Below are 21,048 nucleotides of genomic sequence, written 5' to 3'. Positions count from 1 at the left end.
GGGATCGGCTGCCGGATCAGCGGTGCCATATGTGATCAGCCGGCGGCCAGCAGGGCGTCGGTGCACTCCTCGGCCAGGTCCTCGGCGTGCGGCGGCAGCGGTTCGCCGGCGCGCAGGTGGCGGCGCACCAGCGACAGCGGAAGGTCGATGATCGCGAGCGACACCCGCTCCAGGGCCAGCCTGCCGTGCACTCCCAGCGCCCCCGCCAGCGCCGCCACGGCCGCCCGGACCTGCATGTTCCCCTCGTCGGCCCGGCGCAGATGGTCATCCGACCAGTCGTCCCGGCCGAACTCGTGCGCCCCGTACAGGAGCAGCGCCGCCTCCTGGGGATGCGCCCGGCTCCACGCCACGACGTGCCGGGACGCCGCCCGGCCGCCGGCCCGTGGGTCGTCCGAGGACTCCAGCGCCTCGAAGTACCCCTCCTGGAAGCCCTCGACGGTGCGCAGCCACACCTCGGCGAGCAGCGCCGTCCGGCCGGCGAAGCGGTGGTAGAGCGAGCCGCTGGGCGCGCCGACGGCTGCCGCGACCGCGGACATGGTGACGCCCGAGGGGCCGTGTTCGGCGGCGAGTTCTACGGCGGCGTCGAGGAGCTGTGACAGAGCGAAACGCGGTGGCCTGGCCATGTTCTGGAGGGTACTCTCCAGTATATTGGAGAGGAATCTCTAGAACTCCTCTGGAGTACGGCCGGGCGTGTCCGGACGCGCGCCGCGCGGGCGGTTCGGGCTGTCTCCGGGGCGCTGCGGAAGGGCTGTGCGCAATGGGTGTGTACAACGTGCACGAACGGGTGCTGCCGGTGCCCGAGGCCGAGGCCGGTCTGCTGATCGACGGCCTGTCCGGCAGCGGCGACCGCCTCTGGCCGAGCGGCGACTGGCCCCCGATGCTGCTCGACGGCCCGCTGGCACCGGGCGCGGCCGGCGGCCACGGCCCGGTCCGCTACACCGTGGCGGCCCACGTCCCGGGCCGGTGGGTCCGCTTCACCTTCAGCGGGCCGCGGGGCTTCGACGGCTTCCACGAGTACACCGTCCACCCGCTCGGCCCGGACCGCACCCTGCTGCGCCACACCTTGGCCATGCGGGCCCGCGGCCCGGCCCGGCTCACCTGGCCGCTGGCCTTCCGGCACTTCCACGACGCGGTCCTGGAGGACAGCCTGGACCGCGCCGAACGCGCCTGTACGGGCACCGTCGCCCGGCCGGCCCGATGGAACCGCTACGTCCGCCTGCTGCGCCGCTTCGCCCGCTGACCACCGGCGACCGGTCCGGCGCGCCCGCCGCCCGGCCGCGCCCGCCACCGGGGCGCGCCCGCCACCGGGGCGCGCCCGCCACCCGGCCGGCGTCCGGCCGCCGTGGTGCCCGCCCCGCTTCAGCGCCGGATCCGCCGCAGTGTCAGAAAGCCGAAGGCGGCACACGCGAGCACCAGCGGGACCACCAGCAGCCACCCGGAGAAGGCCAGCACCGCCGCCGTCAGCAGGGAGCTCGCCAGGACGCCGCACCACAGGGGAGTGCGGCGCGGCAGCAGCACCAGCGCGGCGGCCAGGCCGGCGAGGGTCACCGCCGCCAGACAGGTGGCGGTGACCCTCATCAGCATGTCCAGCCCGGCGCCGCCGACGCCGGCCGCCGTCCCCGCCAGCAGCGCCGCCCCGCCCAGTACCGCGAGCGAACGCCGCGGCACCTGGCCCGGCGTACCGCCCTTGGCCAGCCAGCGCGGCCCCGCCCCGTCCCGGCCGAGCGCGGCACCGAGCCGGGAGGCCCCCGCCAGGCACGAGTTGACCGCCCCGAAGGTCAGGAAGAGCGCCGCCGCGGCGGCCACCGGGCGCGCGGCGGGTCCGGCGCTCCGGGCCAGCAGCTCGGTCAGCGGGGTGTCGGTATCGGCCGCGGACGGCCCCAGCACACCGATCGTGACCACCGCGAGCCCCAGATAGAGCACGGTGATCACGGCGAGCGTACGGCGCGTCACCCGTGGCAGATCCCGTGCCGGGTCGGTGAATTCCCCCGACAGATGACTGGCCGACTCCCAGCCGGCGAACGCGAAGAACAGCACCGAGGCCGCCGAACCGACCGCGGACCAGCCGCCGGGCATGAACGGAGTGAAGTGATCCGCGGTCACCTGAGGGGCGGCGGCCAGCACCGTGCACAGCAGCACCGCCGCCAGCAGGCCGACGAGCAGCAGCTGCACCCGCCCCGACATCCGCAGTCCCACCGCGTTGGCGGCCAGCGACCCGGCCAGCACCGCCCCGGCGACGACGGCCGCGCCCGTATCGCCCCAGCCGGTCGCCTCGGCCACGTACTTCCCGCCGATCCAGGCGGCCGACACCACGGCGAGCGGCGCCGCCCCGTAGAACCACCAGCCCACCACGGCGGCGGCCCGCGGCCCGACCGCCCGGTGGACGTAGGTGGCCACACCGCCGCCGTCGGGGAACCGCGCGCCGAGCGCGGCGAACGAGGCGGCCACCGGTACGCACATGGCCAGCAGTGCCACCCAGGCCAGGATCGAGGCGGGCCCGGCCGCCGCCGCGGCCAGCGACGGCAGGGTCAGGACGCCGGGGCCGAGCACCGCGCCGGCGTACAGTGCGGTCCCGCCGCCGACGCCGAGGCCGGGCCGCCGCACATCCGCCCGTTCAGGGGCGGCAAGGGATGTCTCTTGTACGGTCACATTCGCCGAACGTAACTGGACAGTTGATCAAAAAGACCTCTGGCCGAACGAAATTCGGATCGTGCGTCACGATGGGCCCCATGGACGACATTGATTCGGCGATAGTCCGCGAACTTCAGCGCGATGCACGGCAGACCAACCGTGAGCTGGCCCGCAAGCTCGGCATCGCGCCCTCCACCTGCCTGGAGCGGGTCCGAACCCTGCGGGCCCGTGGTGTGATCACCGGGTACCGCGCCACGGTGGACCTGCGTACCCTCAACCGCCCGGTACAGGCGCTGCTCGCGATCCGTATCCGGCCCATGGGCCGCGAGGTCATCGAGCGCTTCAAGACGTTCCTGACCTCGCTGCCCGAGGTGCTCAGCGTCTATGTCGTCGCGGGCGGCGACGACTTCCTGGTCCATGTGGCCGTCCCGGACGTCGACCGGCTGCACGCCCTCCTGATGGACCAGATCTTCCAGCGCCGCGAAGTCGTCGACTGCCGCAGCTCGTTCATCTACCAGCATGTGACCAACGCCGTCGTCGAATCGCTGCCGCCGAACGGCCCATGACAGCGCGCCGCCGCCCCTCCCGCGCGTCACCGGGAGGGGCGGCGGTACGGCGGTCAGCCGCGGTGCCGGGCGGCCCTGCGGCGGGCGGTGACCCACAGGGCCGCGGCGCCGGCGGCCAGCACGGCCGCGCCACCGATGGCCATCGGGGCGACGGAGGTGTCCCCACCGGTCTCCGCGAGCCGCTGCCCGTCGACCGGCTCACCGGCCCCGTCGGGCCGCACCGCGTTGCCGCTGCCGCCCTCATGGCCGTGCCCGTGCTCGTGCCCGTCCCGGCCCGTGTCCCGTGGCTTCTCCGCTTCCTTCTCCGCCTCCTTCGCCTCCCTCGGCCTCATCGCCCCCATCGACGACTTGTCGGCCCCTGCCGCGATCTGGCGGTCCGTCGGCGCGGAGGCGGCCGGCGCGGGTGCCCCGGCCGGTCCGCCGGACCCGGCGCCGTCCTTGCCGAAGACGACGTCCGAGCAGGTGTAGAACGCCTCGGGGCTGTCCGACCGCTGCCAGATGCTGTAGATCAGGTGCCGCCCGGACCGCTGGGGCACCTTGCCCTCGAAGACGTACTCCCCGCCCTTCAGCGCCGGGTCGGTGACCTTTGCGAACGGCTCCGGCTCCAGGTCCGACCACTTCAGCGGCTTGGCCGGGTCATAGCCTTCCTTGGTGAGGTACAGCGCGAAGGAGCCCTTGTGCGGGGCGGTGGCCCGGTAGCGGAACGTGTGGTCGCCGGCCCGCATCGCGGACGACGGCCAGTCGGCGCGCGGCAGGTCCAGGCCCTTGTACGCGTCGTCGCCGGCGCTGCAGAGCTTGCCGTCCGGGATCCTCTCCTTCGACTTCCCGCCGGCGTTGCCGTCCCGCACCCCGTTCCAGTCGTAGAGCGCCTGCGCCCCGCCGACCTGCACGGCGGCCTTGCACGCAGCGGACTTCGGGCTCTCCGGCCCCTCCGCGTAACAGGCCGAGACCCGGCTGACCGGGTCCGACATCGAACCGTGCGCGACGGCGGGGCTCGCGGTGAGCGCGGTCAGCGCGAGCGGGGCGATACCGACCAGCGCGATCCCGGTGGCCTTGCGACGAACGCTCATCGTGGGGGTCTCCTCCATCAGTTGCCAGTGCCGACTTGCGACCCGCACGCTAGCCCCGCCGACCTGCGGTTTTGAGCCCGGAACGGCGATCGGGACGATCTTTATGCCGGGCTTAAGGCGGCCTTGAGCGAGGGCACAGGAAGACCGGGCCCGACCCATCGGACCGGCGCTAGCCCTCCGCGTCCCGCCGCAACTCCCGTACGTACCGCCATTCGTCGGCGAACGGCCGGTAGCCGAAGGACTGGTTGATCGCCAGCATCGGGGCGTTGGCCGCGTCGTTGCCGGTGAAGGCGTCGGTGCAGCCGGTGTCGCGGGCGCGGTGGAGCGAGGCGGTCTTGGCCAGCCGGGCCAGGCCGCGGCCGCGGACGGCGCGGCGGGTTCCGGTCATGGCCGACACATAGCGGCCCCGGCCGTCGGTCATGGCCAGGGTGAAGGAGACGGCCTCGCCGTCGAGGGTCACCACCGACGTCAGGTCCAGGTCCGTGAGGGGGTGTTCCCAGGTGCGCCGCAGCCAGTCCTCGTACGTCGTGGCGTCGGCCGGGACGTCGCCCGGTTCGTCGGCGGCGGCCTCGGCCTCGACCGCGTACAGCGGCCGGGGATCGGCGTCCAGGTCCGCGCCGGTGAGCAGCCGGACGCCGGGCGGCAGCGGGGAGGGCAGCGGCGGCAGGGCGGCCGCCGTGAGGTCGAGCCGGAGGATGCGGCCCGCGCGGGTACGGCGGTAGCCGTGGCGCTCCGCGAAGGCGTGCGCCCCGGGTGTGTCGTTGGCCCAGGCGTAGAGGTGGGTCGCGCCGACCGCGGTCAGGTGCTCCTCGGCCGAGGTCAGCAGGGCGTGGCCGACGCCGCGGCCCCGGTGGTCCGGGTGGACGTGCGGCGTGGCCTCGGCCCGGCCCGGGACGCTGCTGTCGTGCAGCAGCGACGCGCGGAGCGCGCCGACGACCCTGCCGTCCCGCTCGGCGACGAACAGCCGTCGGCGCTGCGCCGCGGCGGCGGTGGAGATCTCCCAGGCGACGCCCTGCGGAGTGGAGAGCAGATGGGGCACGGCGAGCCGTCGCACATCGGCGACGGCCTTGGCGTCGGCCGGGCGGAAGTCGCGCACGGTGAGTGTCATAACGGCGGACGGTACGCTCCGGAAGGTCCCTTCTGCCGCTGGTTTTCCGGGGTGTTCTCCGGGGACGGGCCGCGCCGTGCCGGGGGGAGGGCCGCGCCGTACCGGCGGGGACGGGCCGTGCCGAGCCCCGCCGTTCCGTACCGCGTTCGGCGTCGCGGTGGGCGAGTGACTTGTTCCGGACGGTCGCCGCCAGTTTGAGTGGCCCGTACATCTATATCGGCGTACGGTGATCGGGCGGGGTGATCGAGCGGGCCGCCGCCGGACTGCGGCCGCCCGCCGCCAGAGGGAAGGAGCCGCGAAGATGTGCGGAATCACCGGATGGATCTCCTACGACAACGACCTGACGACCCAGCGCCCCACGCTCGACGCGATGACCGCCACCATGGCCTGCCGCGGCCCCGACGCCGGCGGCGTCTGGCTCGACACGCATGCCGCGTTCGGCCACCGCCGGCTCGCCGTCATCGACATCGAGGGCGGAAAGCAGCCGATGACCGTCGAACGCGACGGCCGCACCCAGATCGTCACCACCTACAGCGGCGAGGTCTACAACTACCGCGAGCTGCGCGCCGAACTGGAGCAGCTCGGCCACACCTTCCGCACCAGCAGCGACACCGAAGTGGTGCTGCACGCCTACCTCCAGTGGGGCGACGCGTTCGCCGAGCGCCTCAACGGCATGTACGCCTTCGCCCTCTGGGACCCCCGGACCGAGGAACTCCTTCTGGTCCGCGACCGGATGGGCATCAAGCCGCTCTACTACCACCCCACCCCCGACGGAGTGCTGTTCGGCTCCGAACCCAAGGCGATCCTCGCCCACCCCGCCGTACGGCCCGTGGTCGACGCCGAGGGACTCGCCGAGCTGATCACCTTCACCAAGACCCCCGGCCACGCCGTCTACAAGGGCATGCACGAGGTCCGCCCCGGCCATCTCGTCCGGGTGACCCGCGGCGGACCGACCGTCAAGCGCTACTGGGCACTTGAGGCCCGCGAGCACACCGACGACCTCGACACCACCGTCGCCCGTATACGTGAGCTGCTCGACGACATCGTCGCCCGCCAGCTGATCGCCGACGTGCCGCTGTGCACCCTGCTCTCCGGCGGCCTCGACTCGTCCGCCATCACCGCGCTCGCCGCCAAGGCGCTGGCCGCCCAGGGCGCCGGGCCGGTGCGCTCGTTCGCCGTCGACTTCACCGGCTACACCGAGAACTTCACCCCCGACGACCTCCGCGGCACCCCCGACGGGCCCTACGCCCACGCCCTGGCCGCACACGTCCGGTCCGCGCACCGTGACATCGTCCTGGACACCGCCGCGCTGATGGACCCCGGCCACCGCGCCGCGGTCATCGCCGCCCGCGACCTGCCCAACGGCTTCGGCGACGGCGACACCTCCCTCTACCTGCTGTTCAAGGCCGTCCGCGAACAGTCCACGGTCGCCCTCTCCGGCGAGTCCGCCGACGAGATCTTCGGCGGCTACCGCTGGTTCCACGACCCCGAGGCCGTGGCCGCCGACACCTTCCCCTGGATCGCGGCCGGCCTCGGCAACACCTTCACCGGCGGCCACGCCACCCGCGAGGCGCTCCTGGACACCGGCCTCCTCGGCAAACTCGACCTGCCCGGCTACGAGGCCCGCCGCTACCGCGAGGCGCTCACCGAAGTGCCGTACCTCGACAGCGACACCGGCCACCAGCGGCGGATGCGCGAGATCAGCTACCTCCACCTGACCCGCTTCGTCCAGATCCTGCTCGACCGCAAGGACCGCGCCAGCATGGCCGTCGGGCTGGAGGTCCGGGTCCCGTTCTGCGACCACCGCCTCGTCGAGTACGTCTTCAACACCCCCTGGTCCATGAAGACCTTCGACGGCCGGGAGAAGTCGCTGCTGCGCGCCGCCACCCGCGACGTCCTGCCCGACCTGGTCGCCGACCGCGTCAAGAGCCCCTACCCCGCGACCCAGGACCCGCGCTACAACGAGGCGCTGCGCGCCGGGCTGAGGGAGGTGGCCGCCGACCGGGACGCCCCCGTCCGGCCCCTGCTGGACGGCGCCGCCCTCTCGGAGGCCACCGCCGACGGTGCGGCCAACGACATCCGCCCCGGCGCCGAACTGGTCCTCGGCATGAACACCTGGCTGCGGACCACGGGCACCACGCTGGAGCTGTGACACCGGGTACCCGAGGTACCTGTCACCGGAGGCGCTCCTGGCGCACAATGGATGCGACAAAGCATGCGCACCTCGCCTCACCTCACGTACCGCACCAGGAGCGCCCCGTGTCCCCGCACGCCCCCACCCCCGCCGCCCTCGGCCTCACCATCGACCCGGAGTCCGCCGTCGCACCGTTCGAGCAGGTCCGCACCCAGATCGCGGACCGGGCCAGGGACGGCGGCCTGCCGGTCGGCTACCGCCTCCCCACCGTCCGCGGCCTCGCCGAGGACCTCGGCCTGGCGCCCAACACCGTCGCCAAGGCCTACCGCGCCCTGGAGACCGACGGCGTGATCGAGACCCGCGGCCGCAACGGCAGCTTCATCGCCGCGGCCGGCGACGCCGCCGACAAGGAAGGCGCCGCGGCCGCCGAGGCCTACGCCCGCCGCGCCCGGCGGCTCGGCCTCGACCACCGCGCCGCCCTCGCCGCCGTACAGGACGCCCTGCGCGCCGCGTACGGGGACCGGCCCTGACCGCACCCCACCCCGAAAGGCCACCGCCCCCCGAAAGGCCACCGCCCATGCCGAGCCGACAGGCCCTCGTCCGCCGCCCCGGCCCCCGCCTGGCCGAGGGCCTGGTCACCCATATCGACCGGCGCCCCATAGACGCCGGCCTCGCCCTCCGCCAGTGGGAGACCTACATCGGGGCACTGCGCGACCACGGCTGGCACACCACCGAGGTGGCCCCCGCCGACGACTGCCCCGACGCGGTCTTCGTCGAGGACACCATGGTCATGTTCCGCAACGTCGCCCTGCTCGCCCGCCCCGGCGCCGGGCAGCGCCGCGCCGAGATACCCGCCGCCCGCGCCGCCGCCGAGGCCCTCGGCTGCTCCGTCAACGAGATCCGGCCGCCCGGCACCCTCGACGGCGGCGACATCCTCAAGGTCGGCGACACCGTCTACGTCGGCCGCGGCGGCCGCACCAACGCCGACGGAGTACGCCAGCTCCGCGCCGCCTTCGAACCGCTGGGCGCCCGTGTGACGGCCGTACCCGTCACCCGCGTCCTGCACCTCAAATCCGCCGTGACCGCACTCCCGGACGGCACCGTCATCGGCTACCCGCCCCTGGTCGACGACCCCGCCGTCTTCCCCCGCTTCCGGCCCGTCCCCGAGGAGTCCGGCGCCCATGTCGTCCTGCTCGGCGGCGGCAGGCTGCTGATGGCGGCCGGTGCTCCGCGCAGCGCGGAGCTCTTCACCGGTCTCGGCTACGAGCCGGTCGTCGTGGACATCAGCGAGTTCGAGAAACTCGAGGGCTGCGTCACCTGCCTGTCCGTACGGCTCCGCGAGCTGTACGCGTAACGGGCCGACGGCGCCTCCTCACCCCCGCACCCGCCTCATCCCCGCTTCCTCACACCCGCAGGCGCAGCGACTTCACCCCGTTGATGAAGTTCGACACGAGGTGCCGCGGCGGGGCGGCGAGCGACAGGGCGGGCAGCAGGCGCGCGGTCTCCTCGTAGAACAGCCGCAGCTGGAGGCGGGCGAGGTGGGCGCCCAGGCAGATGTGCGGGCCGTCACCGAACGAGACATGGGGGTTGGGGCTGCGGGCCAGGTCCAGCCGGTGCGGGGCGGTGAAGACCCGCTCGTCGTAGTTCGCCGAGCCGTGGAAGACGACCACCTTGTCCCCGGCGGCGATCCGGCGGCCGGCCAGTTCGGTGCCGTACGCCGCGGTCCGGCGGAAGCTGAGCACCGGCGGATGCCGGCGCAGCAGCTCCTCCACGCACGGGCCCAGCTCCGCCGTCCCGGCCAGTACCCCCGCGCGCAGCGTCCGGTACGCCGCCGGATGCCCGGCGAGCGTCAGCAGGCCGCCGGGAGCCGCGCTGCGGACCGTGTCGTTCCCCGCGATGGTGAGCAGGAAGAAGAACATCTCCAGCTCCGGCGCGGTCAGTTCGGGGTCGTGCGCGAGCATCGTCATGACGTCGTCGGCCGGATGGCGGCGCTTGTGGGCGGCCAGCTCGTGGGCGAAGCCGAACATGTCCCGCAGCATGGCGGGGGAGCGCGGATCGGCGGGCCGCCCGTCCGGGCCGGACACCGGCGGGCCGGCCTCGTCCGGGTCCTGGTAGCCGATCACCCGCCGGGTCCAGTCCAGGAGCAGCCCGCGTTCACCGGCCGGCACACCGAGCAGGTCGGCGAGGTTGAGCAGGGCGTAGTCGTCGGTGACGGTGGCGACGAGGTCGCACTCGCCGCCGCCACCGGCGCGGGCCGTGCCGACCGCCGCCGTCAGCAGGCCGCGGGCCCGCGCGCGGACGACCGCGCCGAAGCGGCCGACCCGGCCGGGGGTGAACGCCCGGCTCACCAGCCGGCGCAGCCGCCCGTGGTCGTGGGGGCCTGCCCTGCCCGAACCGCCTGGCGACCCCGGGGAAGGATCCTGATTGAGCATCATGCGGCGGAGGAACGGCAGGTCGGCCGGGTCGGGGTCGCGGATCTGGGTGCCGCCCAGGTAGGAGGAGAAGGTCCGGGAGTCCTTCAGGACCCGCACCACGTCACGGTGGCGGGTGACCGCCCAGAACCCGGGGCCGGCCGGCCAGCCCAGCACCGCGGGCTCCTCCTGCCAGGCCACCGGGTGGTGGTCGCGCAGCCGGCGGTACGCGGCGTGCGGCAGGCCGCGGGCGTAGCCGCGGGGGTCGAAGACGTCCGGTACCGGCGACGACCGCACCGGCGGCGTCAGATGTCCGGCCCCTCCGGGCTGCTGGACCGGAGAGGCCGGACGTTCCGGGGGCACCGTCATACGGTGTCCGGGCTGCCGCCGTCGCCGCGCAGGAAGTCCTCGACGACCCGGAGCAGCTCCAGCGGGGTCTCGTCCATGGCATAGTGCCCGGCCGACGGCAGCTCGACCAGGCGGCTCTCCGCGTACCACTGCATCCAGGTCCGCCGCGCCAGTTCGGCCGGCAGCGCGGGGTCCAGCTTCCCGGTCACCGCCAGCGCCGGCACCGCCGAGCCCGTGACCTCGTCGGCGAACCCCTCGGTGGCCCAGGAGTCCAGCCAGGCACGGAACGCCTTGGGGTCGCTGCGCTCCAGCGACCGCCGCACCATCCGGTCCAGCCAGGCGGCGGGCCGCCGGCCGCCCGTGCTGAAGTCGATGATGGCCCGCCGGTTCTCCGGGCTGTGCGCCGCGGCGGAGAACAGCTCCCACTGCTCGGGCGGCAGCGGCAGACCGGAGGCGGGCACCGGCGAGATCCCGACCAGCCGCCGGACGCGGTGCGGTGCCGCGGCCAGCACCCGCTGGACGACGCTGCCGCCCATCGAATGCCCGACCACCGAGAACCGGTCCCAGCCCAGCCGGCCGGCGAGCGCCAGCACATCGGCCGCCCCCTCGGCGGTGGTGTACGCGCCGCCCGCTTCCCTCGCCTCGCCGTAGCCGCGCAGGTCGACCAGCGCGTACTGGAACGCGTCCCGGTCGAGGTCCGGCACGACCGGGTCGTAGGCGGACCGGTCGGCGAACCATCCGTGGACGGCGATGACCTTGTGCGGTCCCGTGCCGTGCAGGGTGTGAGGCAGGACGAACGTCACGCGCACTCCAGAGATCTCGAGGTGACGGCAGGACAGGTCGAGGTGACGGGAAGACAGGTCGGGGTGACGTGGGGAGAGTTCGGGGTGTCGTGGGGACAGGTCGGGGTGACGGGGGAACAGTGCCATGGAAACGGCCATCGGCACAGGTCCCGGGGACGGTGCCGCTGCCGACCACAGTGGCTGTAACATCCCCGCCACGCAAGGGCGCCACGGCCGCCGGGCCGGTGACACCGGCGGGCCGGCCGATAGGGCCCGGTCCGTCAGGGGCAGGGATCCGGGCATGACCGTGCTCGTCGGAACGTCCGGCTGGCAGTACAAGGACTGGCGGGGTCTCCTCTACCCCGAGGACCGGCCGCAGCGGCTCTGGCTGGAGGAGTACGCGCGGCAGTTCGCCACCGTCGAGAGCAACGCCGCCTTCTACCGCCTGCCCGAGGAGAAGACCTTCGCCGACTGGCGGGACCGGACCCCCGAAGGGTTCGTGATCGCCGTCAAGGCCAGCCGCTATCTGACCCACATCAAGCGGCTGCGCGATCCGCAGGAGCCGGTCCGGCGGCTGCTGTCGCACGCCGCCGCCCTGGGGCCCCGGCTCGGGCCCGTCCTGCTCCAGCTGCCGCCCACGCTGCACGCGGACGCCGGTCTGCTGGACGACTGCCTCGCCTGCTTCCCGGACGGTACCCGGGTGGCCGTCGAGCCCCGGCACGACTCGTGGTGGACGGCGGAGATCCGTACCGTGCTGGAGCGGCGGGGCGCCGCGCTGTGCTGGGCGGACCGGTGCTCGAGGCCCGTGACGCCGCTCTGGCGGACCGCCGACTGGGGGTATCTGCGCTTCCATGAGGGCCGCGCGGAACCCTGGCCGCGCTACGGCAGGCAGGCGCTCACCACCTGGGCGCGGCGGATCGCCGGCACTTGGCCGGACCGGGCCGACGTCCACACCTACTTCAACAACGACCCGGGCGGTGCGGCCGTCCTCGACGCGGCCGCCTTCGCCCACGCCGTCTCGGCCGCGGGCCGCTCCGTGACCCGCACACCGTCCGCACGCGGGGCCGCGCCCTGAGGCGGACGGGGACGTCCGGCACGGCCCTAGGGCCTGTCCGATGGGTCCGCGTGGGCCGCTCCGCCGTGGCGGGAGACGCGTCGCACCGGCCGTAGCGCGCCCCACAGGCGGCCGCCCGCCGCGGCGGCCGCCCCGGCCACGACGGCGCCCGCCCGGCCGGCCCCGCCCGGGCGTCCCCGCAGCGCGTCCCGTACACCGCGCAGGAGAGCCGCGGGCAGTACCCGGGTGGTGTAGTGCCGTCCGGCCGCCGGCCCGTCCAGGGCGCGGACCCCACGGGCGGCCTCACGGGCCATCAGCCCCCTGGCCAGGCCTTCGGCGTAGGCCCGGCCGAGGAAGTGGCCGAAGCGCTGCCGGGCGGGCCGCACCCGCCGGTGGACGACCGCCCGGTCGTCGGTGAGGAGCACCGCGTCCGGCAGCTCGCGGGTGATGCGGAGGCACAGCTCGGTCTGCGCGTGGCCCGCCGGGAGCCGTCCGCTGTCCGGACCGGTCCCGGCCGGGAAGCCGCCGACCAGGTCGAACGCCACCCTGCGGAACGAGGCGTTGCCCTCGGGGACCGTGCGTACCCGCGCCTTCCCCGGCGGCAGGCCGCGGTAGGCGCAGCCCACCGCCCAGTCGAACTCCTCGGGGAACCACCCCGGCCGGCGCCCGGACTCCCAGGCCGGTTCGGTGCGTCCGCCGACCGCCATCACCGCCGGGTCGGCATACGCCGCGGCGAAGTGGCGCAGCCAGTCCCGTTCGGCCACCGCGTCGACGTCGAGGAAGGCGACGACCTCGCCGTCGGCCGCGGCGATACCGGTGTTACGGCCGGCCGGGAGCCCGCGCGGGTCCGCATCGGCCACGATCCGCAGGGGAGTTCGCGGCGGCCGGCCGGGCGCCGCGCCGCCCTCCCTGAGCCGGCCGAGCAGCTGCCGCTGCCGGTGGTCCACCACCAGCAGCAGTTCATGGGCGGGGTGGGACTGTTCGCGTACGGACGCCACCGCGGCCAGGATGCCGTCCCACCGGTCCTCGGCGCGGACACCGTCCTCGGCGTGGACGCAGAGCACGACGGAGATCCGCAGCGCCGGCCCGACCGCCGGCCCGACCGCCGGCCCCGGGGAGCTCACCGGGCCGCCCACCGCGGACCGCACCGGGCGGTCATCGTGCCGGGGCCTGTCCCGACCCGCGTCTGAAGAGCGCACGGAAGACGTTATACGCGGCACCGTCAACCGGCGTGCCAAGGGCCGGACTTGTTCACCATTTCGCGCTCCTGCCCGGTGAGGTGCGGTCGGGGCGGTCGGGACCGGTCGGGACGGTCGGGACCGGTCGGGACCGGGCGACGGGATACCCGCGGCACCCTGGTCCCGCCGAAGGCGGGCGGGGCGCCCACAGACGGCGCAATGGCGCCGGGGCGCGCCGTGCGTCCGGAGACTGAGGGCGATGTGTCCGCCGGCCGGAAGGAGCCGGGTCCGTGGAGCCGCCGACCGGAACCGCGCTGACCGTGATCATGGTGGGGCTGACGGTGGCCACCGGCGTCCTGGACGCGGTCAGCTTCCTGGCGCTCGGTCACGTCTTCACCGGCAACCAGACCGGCAATCTGCTCCTTCTGGGCTTCGGGATCGCCGGGCAGGGCGGACTGCCGGTGGCGGCGCCGGTGGTCTCGCTCGGCGCCTTCGTCCTGGGCGCGGTCCTGGGGGCCCGGCTGGAGTCGGCGGTGGCCCGGCGCCGGCGGCCGTGGTTCCCGTCGGCGCTGGCGGCGGAGGCGGCGCTGCTGGCCGGGGCGGCGGCCGCCGCCTGGGAGCCGGACGTCGCCCGGGGGCTGCCGCCGGGCCCGCGCGCCGCCGCGATCGGGCTGATGGCGGTGGCGATGGGCGTGCGGAACGTCACCGCCCTCCGGGTCGCCGCTCCGGACCTCCCCACCACCGTGGCGACCCGGGTGATGACGTCGCTGGTCGGCGGGTCGCCGCTGGGGCACGACGAGCGGCTGGGGTACGGCACCCGCGCCGGGGCGCGCCGGCTGGCCTCGGTGGGCGCGATGTTCGCCGGCGGCCTCGTCGGGGCCGCGCTGATCGGTCTGCGGACCCGTCCGGTGCTGGTGCTCCTGCTGGTGGCCGCCTTCGTCGCGGCCACCGCGCTGGTCGTGTCCGGCCTCACCCGCCGCCGTGCGGCCGCCGGGGACTGACGCGCCGCCAGGCGGCGTGCGAGGCGCGGCGGTGAACATCCGTCCGTACCGGCGGAATCGGGATGAACTGCGGGATGACTTTTGGCATGGACACTTCCGGAAGTCCGGGTGTCTTGCTACGACAGATGTGGCAGAGATCCTGCTAAGGGAGATTTCATGAGACTGTCCCGATTCGCGGCCCTGGCGTCCGCCTTTCTCGTCACCTCGGCGCTCGCGCTCACCGGCGCGAGCGCCGCCGCGTCCGCCCAACTCCCCACCGCAACCGGCTATGTGGCACTCGGCGACTCGTACTCCTCGGGTGTCGGGGCCGGCGGTTACGACAGCGACAGCGGTGCCTGCAAGCGCAGCACCAAGGCCTATCCGGCCCTCTGGGCCGCCGACAACTCCCCCTCCTCCTTCTCCTTCACCGCCTGTTCGGGGGCCCGGACGGGTGATGTGCTGAAGAGTCAGCTCGGCCCGCTCGACGGCACGACCGGACTGGTCAGCATCACCATCGGCGGCAACGACGCCGGCTTCGCCGACGCCATGAAGGTCTGCGCCCTCCAGGGCGAGAGCGCCTGCCTGGCCCGGGTCGCCGAAGCCAGGAAGTACATCACCACCACCCTGCCCGGCCGGCTCGACACCGTGTACGGCGCCATCACCGCGAAGGCTCCGGCCGCCCGTGTGGTGGTCCTGGGCTACCCGCGCCTCTACCAGCTGGGCGGCAGCTGCTCCGCCGGCCTCTCCGAGAAGTCCCGGGCCGCGCTCAACGCCGCCGCCGACGACATCAACGGCGTCACCGCCAAACGCGCCGCCGACCACGGCTTCGGCTTCGCCGACGTCACCGGCGCCTTCACCGGCCACGAGCTCTGCTCCGGCAGCCCGTGGCTGCACAGTGTGACCTTCCCCGTCGACGAGTCCTACCACCCCACCGCCGCCGGCCAGTCCGGGGGCTATCTGCCGGTGCTCGGCTCCGCTGCGTGACGAACCGCGCACCGCACGCGGAGGGGAGACGGTGAGATCCCGGTCTCTCCTCCGCGCACTCCGGCGCCCCGCCGGACGCTCCGCACGCCTCCGGGAGCCTCCCGACGGCCCCTCAACTCGCCCTGGTCAACGGTCCGTAGATGACATTCCGTATGGTGTCCGTCAACGTCACAGCGAGGCAGGTGATTCCGCTGACCGGTCTGCACGCGTGTACTCCGGGAGAGATAGGGTTACCCTGCCCGGGCCGGGTGCCCTCGTAAGGGTGGGGAGATTTATGGAACAGATAACAATGCGTAGCAGGGCGCGAGTCCCTGCCATCACGTGCGGGAGCAGCGCGACCAGCGCGCGGCTCGACCGCCATCTCGCGGTGCTGGGCGGGCCCGCCCTCCCGCAGCGCGAGACGGAGGGCGCGACGTCGCTGATGCAGGAGCTCACCGCGCGTGACCACATCCGGGCGAGGGGCGCCCAGGGCGCCAGGGTGTCGCTGTTCGCCCCGCTGCGCAGGCTGCGGCGCTCGCTCTTCGGCGGACGCGGCTGACCGCGACGCCCCTCCGCGGCATCCCGGGTGGCCGGCCCGTCCCCGCCCGCCGGTTCCGCTCCGAACCCCCTGTCACTCCGTGACGGGGGGTTCTTCGCTGCGGCACGCGCCCCGGCGTCCGCACCCCGGCACCCGCGCGGCGGCACCGGTACCCCGGCACCCGCGCGGCGGCGCACCGGAGCCGCCCGCGGCCCGCCGCTCACAGCAGCGCGAACTGGCCCTCCGGGCCCTCCTCCTGATGGTCGAGAACGGACGCCGGGCGGCGGGCGGCCGACGGCACCGGCAGCACCCCCGCCGCCCGCAGAACGGCATCGCCCAGCCGCGGCCCGTCCGCCACGAGCGAGCTCAACTCGGTCCGTCGCGGCTCCAGTTCCGCCAGCAGCGCCAGTACGGTGACCAGCTCCAGCAGCTCCGAGGTCCACTGCTGCGGCCAGTCCGCCGGGCGCAGCGCCGCCAGCGAACCGGCCTCGGCGGCCTCCGCCCCGTCCGCCGGAACTCCGGCGCGCTGCGCGAACCACGCCTCCAGGACCCGTACCCCACCCGCGCGGAATTCCCAGGCACCCGCCGGCACCGGCGAGATCCGGCCACCGTCCAGCAGCAGCGCCTCCCCCTCCGGGTCGTAGCCGAGGGACCGGGGCATCCCGCGCGCGGGGAGCGCGGCGCGTACGTACGGGCGGCGGCCGCCGGGCATCCGCGGCCGCCCGCCGGAGCCGGGCGGGAGGCGCCCCGGCCCGGGGACGTGGGCGCCACGGGTGGTCAGCCACATCAGCCGCTCGCCGAGCGCGACTCCGCGCTCCCAGAGTTCCGGATCGGAGGTCAGCGGCACCACGACGCCGTCGGGGGAGTGGCGGGCACCGGCCGTCGCCCAGGCGAGCAGATCGCCGGGGCCCACCGGGCGGCCCAGGCGGCGGGTGAGCAGGTCGAGCAGGCCCGGTGCGAGGTTGGGTTCCGCGCCGCCGGGCCGGCGGTAGAGCGGGTGGATCCGGCCGGGGCGGCCGGCCGGGGAGCGCCCGTCGGGCAGCAGCGCCGAGCACACCACCGGCGGGCCGCACGGCTGGGGCAGCGGCGCCGACTCCACCACGTACAGCTGCCGTTCGCCGGCCACCCGCCACAGCTCCGGGCGGGCGGAGTCGATCAGCCGGTGGTCGGGCAGCAGCCACTGCTGGTCGAACGGCCCGTGGAGGATCCGCACCGGCTCGGGGCACGGGCCGCCCGCCCGGTACAGCCGCCCGGTCGGTGTGGCCTGACCCGGCAGCTGGCCGACCGCGGAGTACAGGGTCCGGGCACGCGACGGCCGGAACAGCCGCTCCCGGTCCGCCGCGTCCTCGGCGTCCACCAGCGCCCGCCACCGGGCGCGCAGCGTGCCCGGATCCGGCGCCCGCACCCAGGAACGGCCCAGCCGCAGCGGCGCCACGGACCACGGCATCAGATCGGACAGCCGTGGCGCGTCCTGCTTCGCCGTCACGCGGAGCCCCTCCCGGACCAGTTCAGCCGACCCGGGCATGGTATCCACCGGCCAGGGCCGGTCCGATGGGTCCGCCGGCTCTTCCCTCCCCGGCCCGATGCGGTCTTCCGCTTGCTGATCTTGAAGGGGTACGGTCCTGGCCGTACGCCCGGCCGCATGATGGGGAACCCCCGCGCTGTTCAGGCGTGGGCCCCCTCGTGCCGGGACCTGCTCAGGGGAGGACCGTCATGACGGACACCACCACGCCGGAGCGGTGCGGGGGGCAACGGGCCGCCGCCCGGCTGGACCGGCTGCCGCCGTCCCGCTGGCACCGCCGGATCACCCTCATCGTCGGCATCGGCGCGTTCTTCGACCTCTACGAGATCTTCCTCGGCGGAGTGCTGGCCGCCGTCCTCGCCGACCAGTGGCACCTCGGGCACACCGCGAAGTCCTCGGTGATCGCGGCCGGATTCCTCGGCATGTTCGTCGGCGCCGGCGTACTGTCGGTGCTCGCCGACCGGCTGGGCCGGCGCCGGATGCTCCTCGTCAGCCTCTGCGCCTACGCCCTCTTCTCGCTGCTGTGCGCCGCCGCCCCGGACCTGCCGTGGCTGCTGGCCCTGCGCTTCCTGTCCGGGCTCGGCCTCGGCGCCGAACTCGTCCTCATCGACACCTACCTCGCCGAGTTCCTGCCCCGGGCGGTACGCGGCCGTTATATGGCCTGGGCCTACACCCTGGGCTTCGTCGCCGTACCGGTCGCCGCACTGCTCGGCGCCCGGCTGGTGGCCGCCCACCGGCTGCTGGGCATCGAGGGCTGGCGCTGGCTGCTGGTCGCCGGCGCCCTCGGAGCCGGCTTCCTCCAGCTGATGCGCCGTCAACTTCCGGAGTCCCCGCGGTGGCTCACCGTCCGCGGACGGGACGACGAGGCCGGACGGATCGTGGCGGGGATCGAGGAACGGGTCGCCCGGGAGACCGGCGGCAGCCTGCCGTCCGTGGCGGAGACCGAGAGCATCCCGGAGCGGACGGTGCCCCTGGGCGAGATGTTCCGCGGCGACCACCGGCGGCGGACCGTCATGTGGTGGATCTTCCAGGTGCTGCAGACCGTCGGCTACTACGGCTTCGCGACACTGGCACCGGTGGTGCTCACCGCCAAGGGCCACACCGTCACCGCGTCACTCCTCTATGCCGCGCTGAGCTTCTGCGGCTACCCCCTCGGCTCCGCGCTGTCGGTCCCGCTCATCGACCGGATCGAGCGCCGCACCCTGATCATCGCCTCGGCGCTCGGCATCGCCGGCTGCGGCCTGGCCTTCGGCTTCGCCGACGCCACCTGGGCCATCGTCACCTTCGGCTTCCTCCTCACCGTGTGCAGCAACATCTTCTCCAACGCCTTCCACGTCTACCAGACCGAGATCTTCCCGACCGGCCTGCGCGGCAGCGCCATCGGCATCGCCTACGCGCTGTCCCGGCTCACCTCGGTCGCCCTGCCGTTCATCGCGCTGAGCGTGCTCACCCACCTCGGGCCGGCCGCCGTGTTCACCGGCTCCGCCGGGCTGATGCTGCTGCTCTGCCTGGACGTGGCGCTGCTGGGCCCCCGGACCACCGGACGGAGCCTGGAGCGCATCTGAGATCAGTGCGCGTCCAGCGTCACGGTGAAGGAGAAACGGTCGCCCCGGTAGTGGATCCGCGCGACATCGACCACCCGGCCGTCCTCGTCATAGGTGACACCGGTGTAGTGCAGGATCGGGCTGAGCAGCGGAATCCGCAGCAGCCGCGCGGTCTCCGGGTCGGCCAGCCGCGCCTCGACGATGTCGGTGATCCGGCTGATCCGTACCCCGGCCGCGTCCCGCAGCACCTTCGTCATCGGCCACCGCAGCAGATCGCCCGGATCGATCCGGGCGGCCACCTCGGGCCGTACGTAGTTGCGCGCATGGTTGGTCGGCTCACCCGTCTCCTCCTCACAGCGCAGCCGGGTGTAGCCGGCCACCTCCGCCAGATCCGGGAAGTACCCGGACAGCTCGGCCGGCACCCCGGTCGGCCCGTGCTCCAGCAGCTCGGTGCGCATACCGGACTGCTGGGCCACGATCGCGTCCACCGACCCGAGCAGCCGCACCGGCGCACCGCGCCGCGCGCTCGGCTCGATGAACGTGCCCCGCCGCCGGTGCCGGCTGATCAGGCCCTCCGTCTCCAGCTCCTTGAGGGCCTGGCGCATGGTCAGCACGCTCACCCCGTAGTGCGCGGCCAGCGCGTCCTCGGTGGGCAGCCGCAGCGGCGCCTCGGGGGAGCGGCCCAGTATGGAGGCGCGCAGCGACTGCGAGACCTGGTACCACAGCGGCAGTTTGCGGTTCAGGTCGAGCGAGTCGGGAGCGAAGGTGGTCACACGGGTCCCCGGTGTCACAGGCGGAAGTGGCGCTGGAGACCCTGCCATACGCCGTCGTAGCCGCGCTGGAGGTGTCCGGCGTCCCGGGCCTGCCCGGTCAGCGTCAGCGGCCAGCGGGTCTCGAACATGAACGCCAGCCCGTCATCGATCTTCTGCGGCACCAGCTCGGCGGCGCTCGCCCGGTCGAAGGTCTCCCGGTCGGGCCCGTGCGCCGACATCATGTTGTGCAGCGACCCGCCGCCCGGCACGAAGCCCTCCGCCTTCGCGTCGTACGCGCCCTCGATCAGTCCCATGTACTCACTCATCACATTGCGGTGGAAGTACGGCGGCCGGAAGGTGTCCTCGCCGACCAGCCAGCGCGGCGCGAACACCACGAAGTCCACACCCGCCAGGCCCGGGGTGTCGGACGGCGAGGTCAGCACGGTGAAGATCGACGGGTCGGGGTGGTCGTAGCTGATGGTCCCGATGACATTGAAGCGCCGCAGGTCGTAGACGTACGGAACGTGATTGCCGTGCCAGGCGACCACATCCAGCGGGGAGTGGTCGTACGTGGCGGTCCAGAGGTTCCCGCAGAACTTGTTGACGACCTCGACCGGACCCTCGACGTCCTCGTACGCGGCGACCGGCGCGCGGAAATCCCTGGGGTTGGCCAGTCCGTTGGCGCCGATCGGGCCGAGGTCGGGGAGCTGGAAGGGCCGCCCGTAGTTCTCGCAGACATACCCGCGCGCGGTGGCGTCCAGCAGCTCGACGCGGAACCGTACGCCGCGCGGGACCAGCGCCACCTCGCCCGGTGCGGCGCGCAGCAGCCCGAGTTCGGTGCGCAGCAGCAGCCCGCCCTGCTCCGGCACGATCAGCAGCTCGCCGTCCGCGTCACCGAACACCCGCCGGTCCATGGACGTGTTGGCGTGATACAGGTGCACCGCCATCCCGCTCCGCTGCGCCGCGTCCCCGTTGCCGCCCAGCGTCCACAGCCCGTCGACGAAGTCCGTGGGGCCCTCGGGAGCCGGCAGCGGATTCCAGCGCAGGCGGTTGGGGTCCGGGACGCACTCGGTGAACGGCGCCGAGCGGACCGCGCGCTGCTCGGCGCGGACGAACGGCGGATGCGCGGCCGACGGGCGGATGCGGTAGAGCCAGGAGCGGTGGTTACGGTCCCGCGGCTCGGTGAACGCCGACCCGCTGAGCTGCTCGGCGTACAGCCCGAGCGGCGCCCGCTGCGGCGAGTTGCGCCCCACCGGCAGCGCCCCCGGCACCGCCTCCGAGCTGTGCTCGTTGCCGAACCCGGTGGCGTACACCAGCCCCTCGGCCGTCTTCCTCGCCTGCTCATTGCCTGTGGCTGCCATGGCGCGCTCCTGCCTGCTGGGAATCCTATACAGGACCTTAGGATTCCCGCGGATTCTTGGCTAGGCCTTCGCGCGTTGTCGGCTCTCCCGCCGTGGGTGTTTCTCG

At 74.1% G+C, this 21,048-nt stretch carries 20 protein-coding genes; 10 read left to right on the top strand and 10 right to left on the bottom strand.

Going from position 1 to position 21,048, the window contains the following annotated elements; all coding sequences use genetic code 11:
* Positions 1 to 35 precede the first annotated feature (35 nt).
* Positions 36 to 623, bottom strand: coding sequence for a TetR/AcrR family transcriptional regulator (locus AZE13_RS07895; protein WP_066928330.1), 588 nt, complete (start codon positions 621 to 623; stop codon positions 36 to 38).
* 134 nt (positions 624 to 757) lie between these two features.
* On the opposite strand from AZE13_RS07895, the gene AZE13_RS07890 reads away from it, so the two are divergent.
* Positions 758 to 1,240 (top strand): SRPBCC family protein, encoded by a 483-nt coding sequence (locus tag AZE13_RS07890; protein WP_066928328.1) that lies wholly within the window; start codon positions 758 to 760, stop codon positions 1,238 to 1,240.
* Positions 1,241 to 1,359: 119 nt separating this feature from the next.
* On the opposite strand, the gene AZE13_RS07885 is transcribed toward AZE13_RS07890, so the two are convergent.
* Positions 1,360 to 2,649 carry an APC family permease gene (locus AZE13_RS07885; RefSeq protein WP_107288267.1) on the bottom strand — a complete coding sequence of 430 codons (1,290 nt, stop codon included), beginning with the start codon at positions 2,647 to 2,649 and terminating at the stop codon, positions 1,360 to 1,362.
* Between the two features lie 80 nt (positions 2,650 to 2,729).
* On the opposite strand from AZE13_RS07885, the gene AZE13_RS07880 reads away from it, so the two are divergent.
* Positions 2,730 to 3,197, top strand: a complete 468-nt coding sequence (locus AZE13_RS07880) for an Lrp/AsnC family transcriptional regulator (protein WP_066928324.1) — start codon at positions 2,730 to 2,732, stop codon at positions 3,195 to 3,197.
* 53 nt (positions 3,198 to 3,250) lie between these two features.
* Here AZE13_RS07880 and AZE13_RS07875 read toward each other — a convergent pair whose 3' ends face one another.
* Together AZE13_RS07875 and AZE13_RS07870 are read right to left on the bottom strand one after the other, a co-directional pair.
* Positions 3,251 to 4,267 (bottom strand): lytic polysaccharide monooxygenase, encoded by a 1,017-nt coding sequence (locus tag AZE13_RS07875; RefSeq protein WP_079123787.1) that lies wholly within the window; start codon positions 4,265 to 4,267, stop codon positions 3,251 to 3,253.
* Positions 4,268 to 4,436: 169 nt separating this feature from the next.
* Positions 4,437 to 5,375 carry a GNAT family N-acetyltransferase gene (locus AZE13_RS07870; RefSeq protein WP_066928320.1) on the bottom strand — a complete coding sequence of 313 codons (939 nt, stop codon included), beginning with the start codon at positions 5,373 to 5,375 and terminating at the stop codon, positions 4,437 to 4,439.
* A 301-nt stretch (positions 5,376 to 5,676) separates the two neighbouring features.
* Here AZE13_RS07870 and asnB point away from each other — a divergent pair, with 301 nt between their 5' ends.
* From asnB to ddaH, 3 genes are all read left to right on the top strand, one after another.
* Complete coding sequence (asnB, locus tag AZE13_RS07865; RefSeq protein ID WP_066928318.1) at positions 5,677 to 7,527, top strand: asparagine synthase (glutamine-hydrolyzing); 1,851 nt, start codon at positions 5,677 to 5,679, stop codon at positions 7,525 to 7,527.
* 107 nt (positions 7,528 to 7,634) lie between these two features.
* Complete coding sequence (locus tag AZE13_RS07860) at positions 7,635 to 8,039, top strand: GntR family transcriptional regulator (RefSeq protein ID WP_066928316.1); 405 nt, start codon at positions 7,635 to 7,637, stop codon at positions 8,037 to 8,039.
* 47 nt (positions 8,040 to 8,086) lie between these two features.
* Positions 8,087 to 8,863: a dimethylargininase gene (ddaH, locus tag AZE13_RS07855; protein ID WP_066928314.1), complete on the top strand. Its 777-nt coding sequence runs from the start codon at positions 8,087 to 8,089 to the stop codon at positions 8,861 to 8,863.
* A gap of 49 nt (positions 8,864 to 8,912) precedes the next feature.
* Here ddaH and AZE13_RS07850 read toward each other — a convergent pair whose 3' ends face one another.
* Both AZE13_RS07850 and AZE13_RS07845 read right to left on the bottom strand, forming a co-directional pair.
* Positions 8,913 to 10,289, bottom strand: a complete 1,377-nt coding sequence (locus AZE13_RS07850; RefSeq protein ID WP_079123785.1) for a cytochrome P450 — start codon at positions 10,287 to 10,289, stop codon at positions 8,913 to 8,915.
* A complete protein-coding gene (locus tag AZE13_RS07845; protein ID WP_066928312.1) occupies positions 10,286 to 11,071 on the bottom strand; it encodes an alpha/beta fold hydrolase in 786 nt (261 codons plus the stop codon). Before AZE13_RS07845 ends, AZE13_RS07850 begins: the two co-directional genes overlap by 4 nt.
* 280 nt (positions 11,072 to 11,351) lie before the next feature.
* Between AZE13_RS07845 and AZE13_RS07840 the strand changes: the two genes are divergently transcribed.
* Positions 11,352 to 12,125 (top strand): DUF72 domain-containing protein, encoded by a 774-nt coding sequence (locus AZE13_RS07840; protein ID WP_066928310.1) that lies wholly within the window; start codon positions 11,352 to 11,354, stop codon positions 12,123 to 12,125.
* A gap of 26 nt (positions 12,126 to 12,151) precedes the next feature.
* Here the strand turns inward: AZE13_RS07840 and AZE13_RS07835 are convergent, their stop codons facing one another.
* Positions 12,152 to 13,228: a glycosyltransferase family 2 protein gene (locus tag AZE13_RS07835; RefSeq protein WP_066928565.1), complete on the bottom strand. Its 1,077-nt coding sequence runs from the start codon at positions 13,226 to 13,228 to the stop codon at positions 12,152 to 12,154.
* 344 nt (positions 13,229 to 13,572) lie between these two features.
* On the opposite strand from AZE13_RS07835, the gene AZE13_RS07830 reads away from it, so the two are divergent.
* From AZE13_RS07830 to AZE13_RS07820, 3 genes are all read left to right on the top strand, one after another.
* Positions 13,573 to 14,283 (top strand): YoaK family protein, encoded by a 711-nt coding sequence (locus AZE13_RS07830; RefSeq protein ID WP_066928308.1) that lies wholly within the window; start codon positions 13,573 to 13,575, stop codon positions 14,281 to 14,283.
* A 156-nt stretch (positions 14,284 to 14,439) separates the two neighbouring features.
* Positions 14,440 to 15,246 carry an SGNH/GDSL hydrolase family protein gene (locus AZE13_RS07825; protein WP_066928306.1) on the top strand — a complete coding sequence of 269 codons (807 nt, stop codon included), beginning with the start codon at positions 14,440 to 14,442 and terminating at the stop codon, positions 15,244 to 15,246.
* A gap of 274 nt (positions 15,247 to 15,520) precedes the next feature.
* On the top strand, positions 15,521 to 15,784 hold the full coding sequence (locus AZE13_RS07820) for a hypothetical protein (protein WP_079123784.1): 264 nt from the start codon (positions 15,521 to 15,523) through the stop codon (positions 15,782 to 15,784).
* A 199-nt stretch (positions 15,785 to 15,983) separates the two neighbouring features.
* Here the strand turns inward: AZE13_RS07820 and AZE13_RS07815 are convergent, their stop codons facing one another.
* The gene (locus tag AZE13_RS07815; RefSeq protein WP_066928564.1) at positions 15,984 to 17,249 is read right to left on the bottom strand and encodes a type ISP restriction/modification enzyme; all 1,266 of its coding nucleotides are present in this window, start codon (positions 17,247 to 17,249) and stop codon (positions 15,984 to 15,986) included.
* Positions 17,250 to 17,476: 227 nt separating this feature from the next.
* Here AZE13_RS07815 and AZE13_RS07810 point away from each other — a divergent pair, with 227 nt between their 5' ends.
* The gene (locus AZE13_RS07810; protein ID WP_066928302.1) at positions 17,477 to 18,850 is read left to right on the top strand and encodes an MFS transporter; all 1,374 of its coding nucleotides are present in this window, start codon (positions 17,477 to 17,479) and stop codon (positions 18,848 to 18,850) included.
* Between the two features lie 2 nt (positions 18,851 to 18,852).
* Here AZE13_RS07810 and AZE13_RS07805 read toward each other — a convergent pair whose 3' ends face one another.
* A complete protein-coding gene (locus AZE13_RS07805) occupies positions 18,853 to 19,602 on the bottom strand; it encodes a GntR family transcriptional regulator (protein WP_066928300.1) in 750 nt (249 codons plus the stop codon).
* A gap of 14 nt (positions 19,603 to 19,616) precedes the next feature.
* The gene (gene hmgA, locus AZE13_RS07800) at positions 19,617 to 20,942 is read right to left on the bottom strand and encodes a homogentisate 1,2-dioxygenase (RefSeq protein ID WP_066928299.1); all 1,326 of its coding nucleotides are present in this window, start codon (positions 20,940 to 20,942) and stop codon (positions 19,617 to 19,619) included.
* Positions 20,943 to 21,048: the final 106 nt, after the last annotated feature.

Source organism: Streptomyces sp. NBRC 110611, assembly GCF_001590865.1.
Lineage (GTDB): Bacteria > Actinomycetota > Actinomycetes > Streptomycetales > Streptomycetaceae > Streptomyces.
Note: the sequence above shows the minus strand (reverse complement) of the source record. Positions and strands in the feature narration are given on the sequence as shown.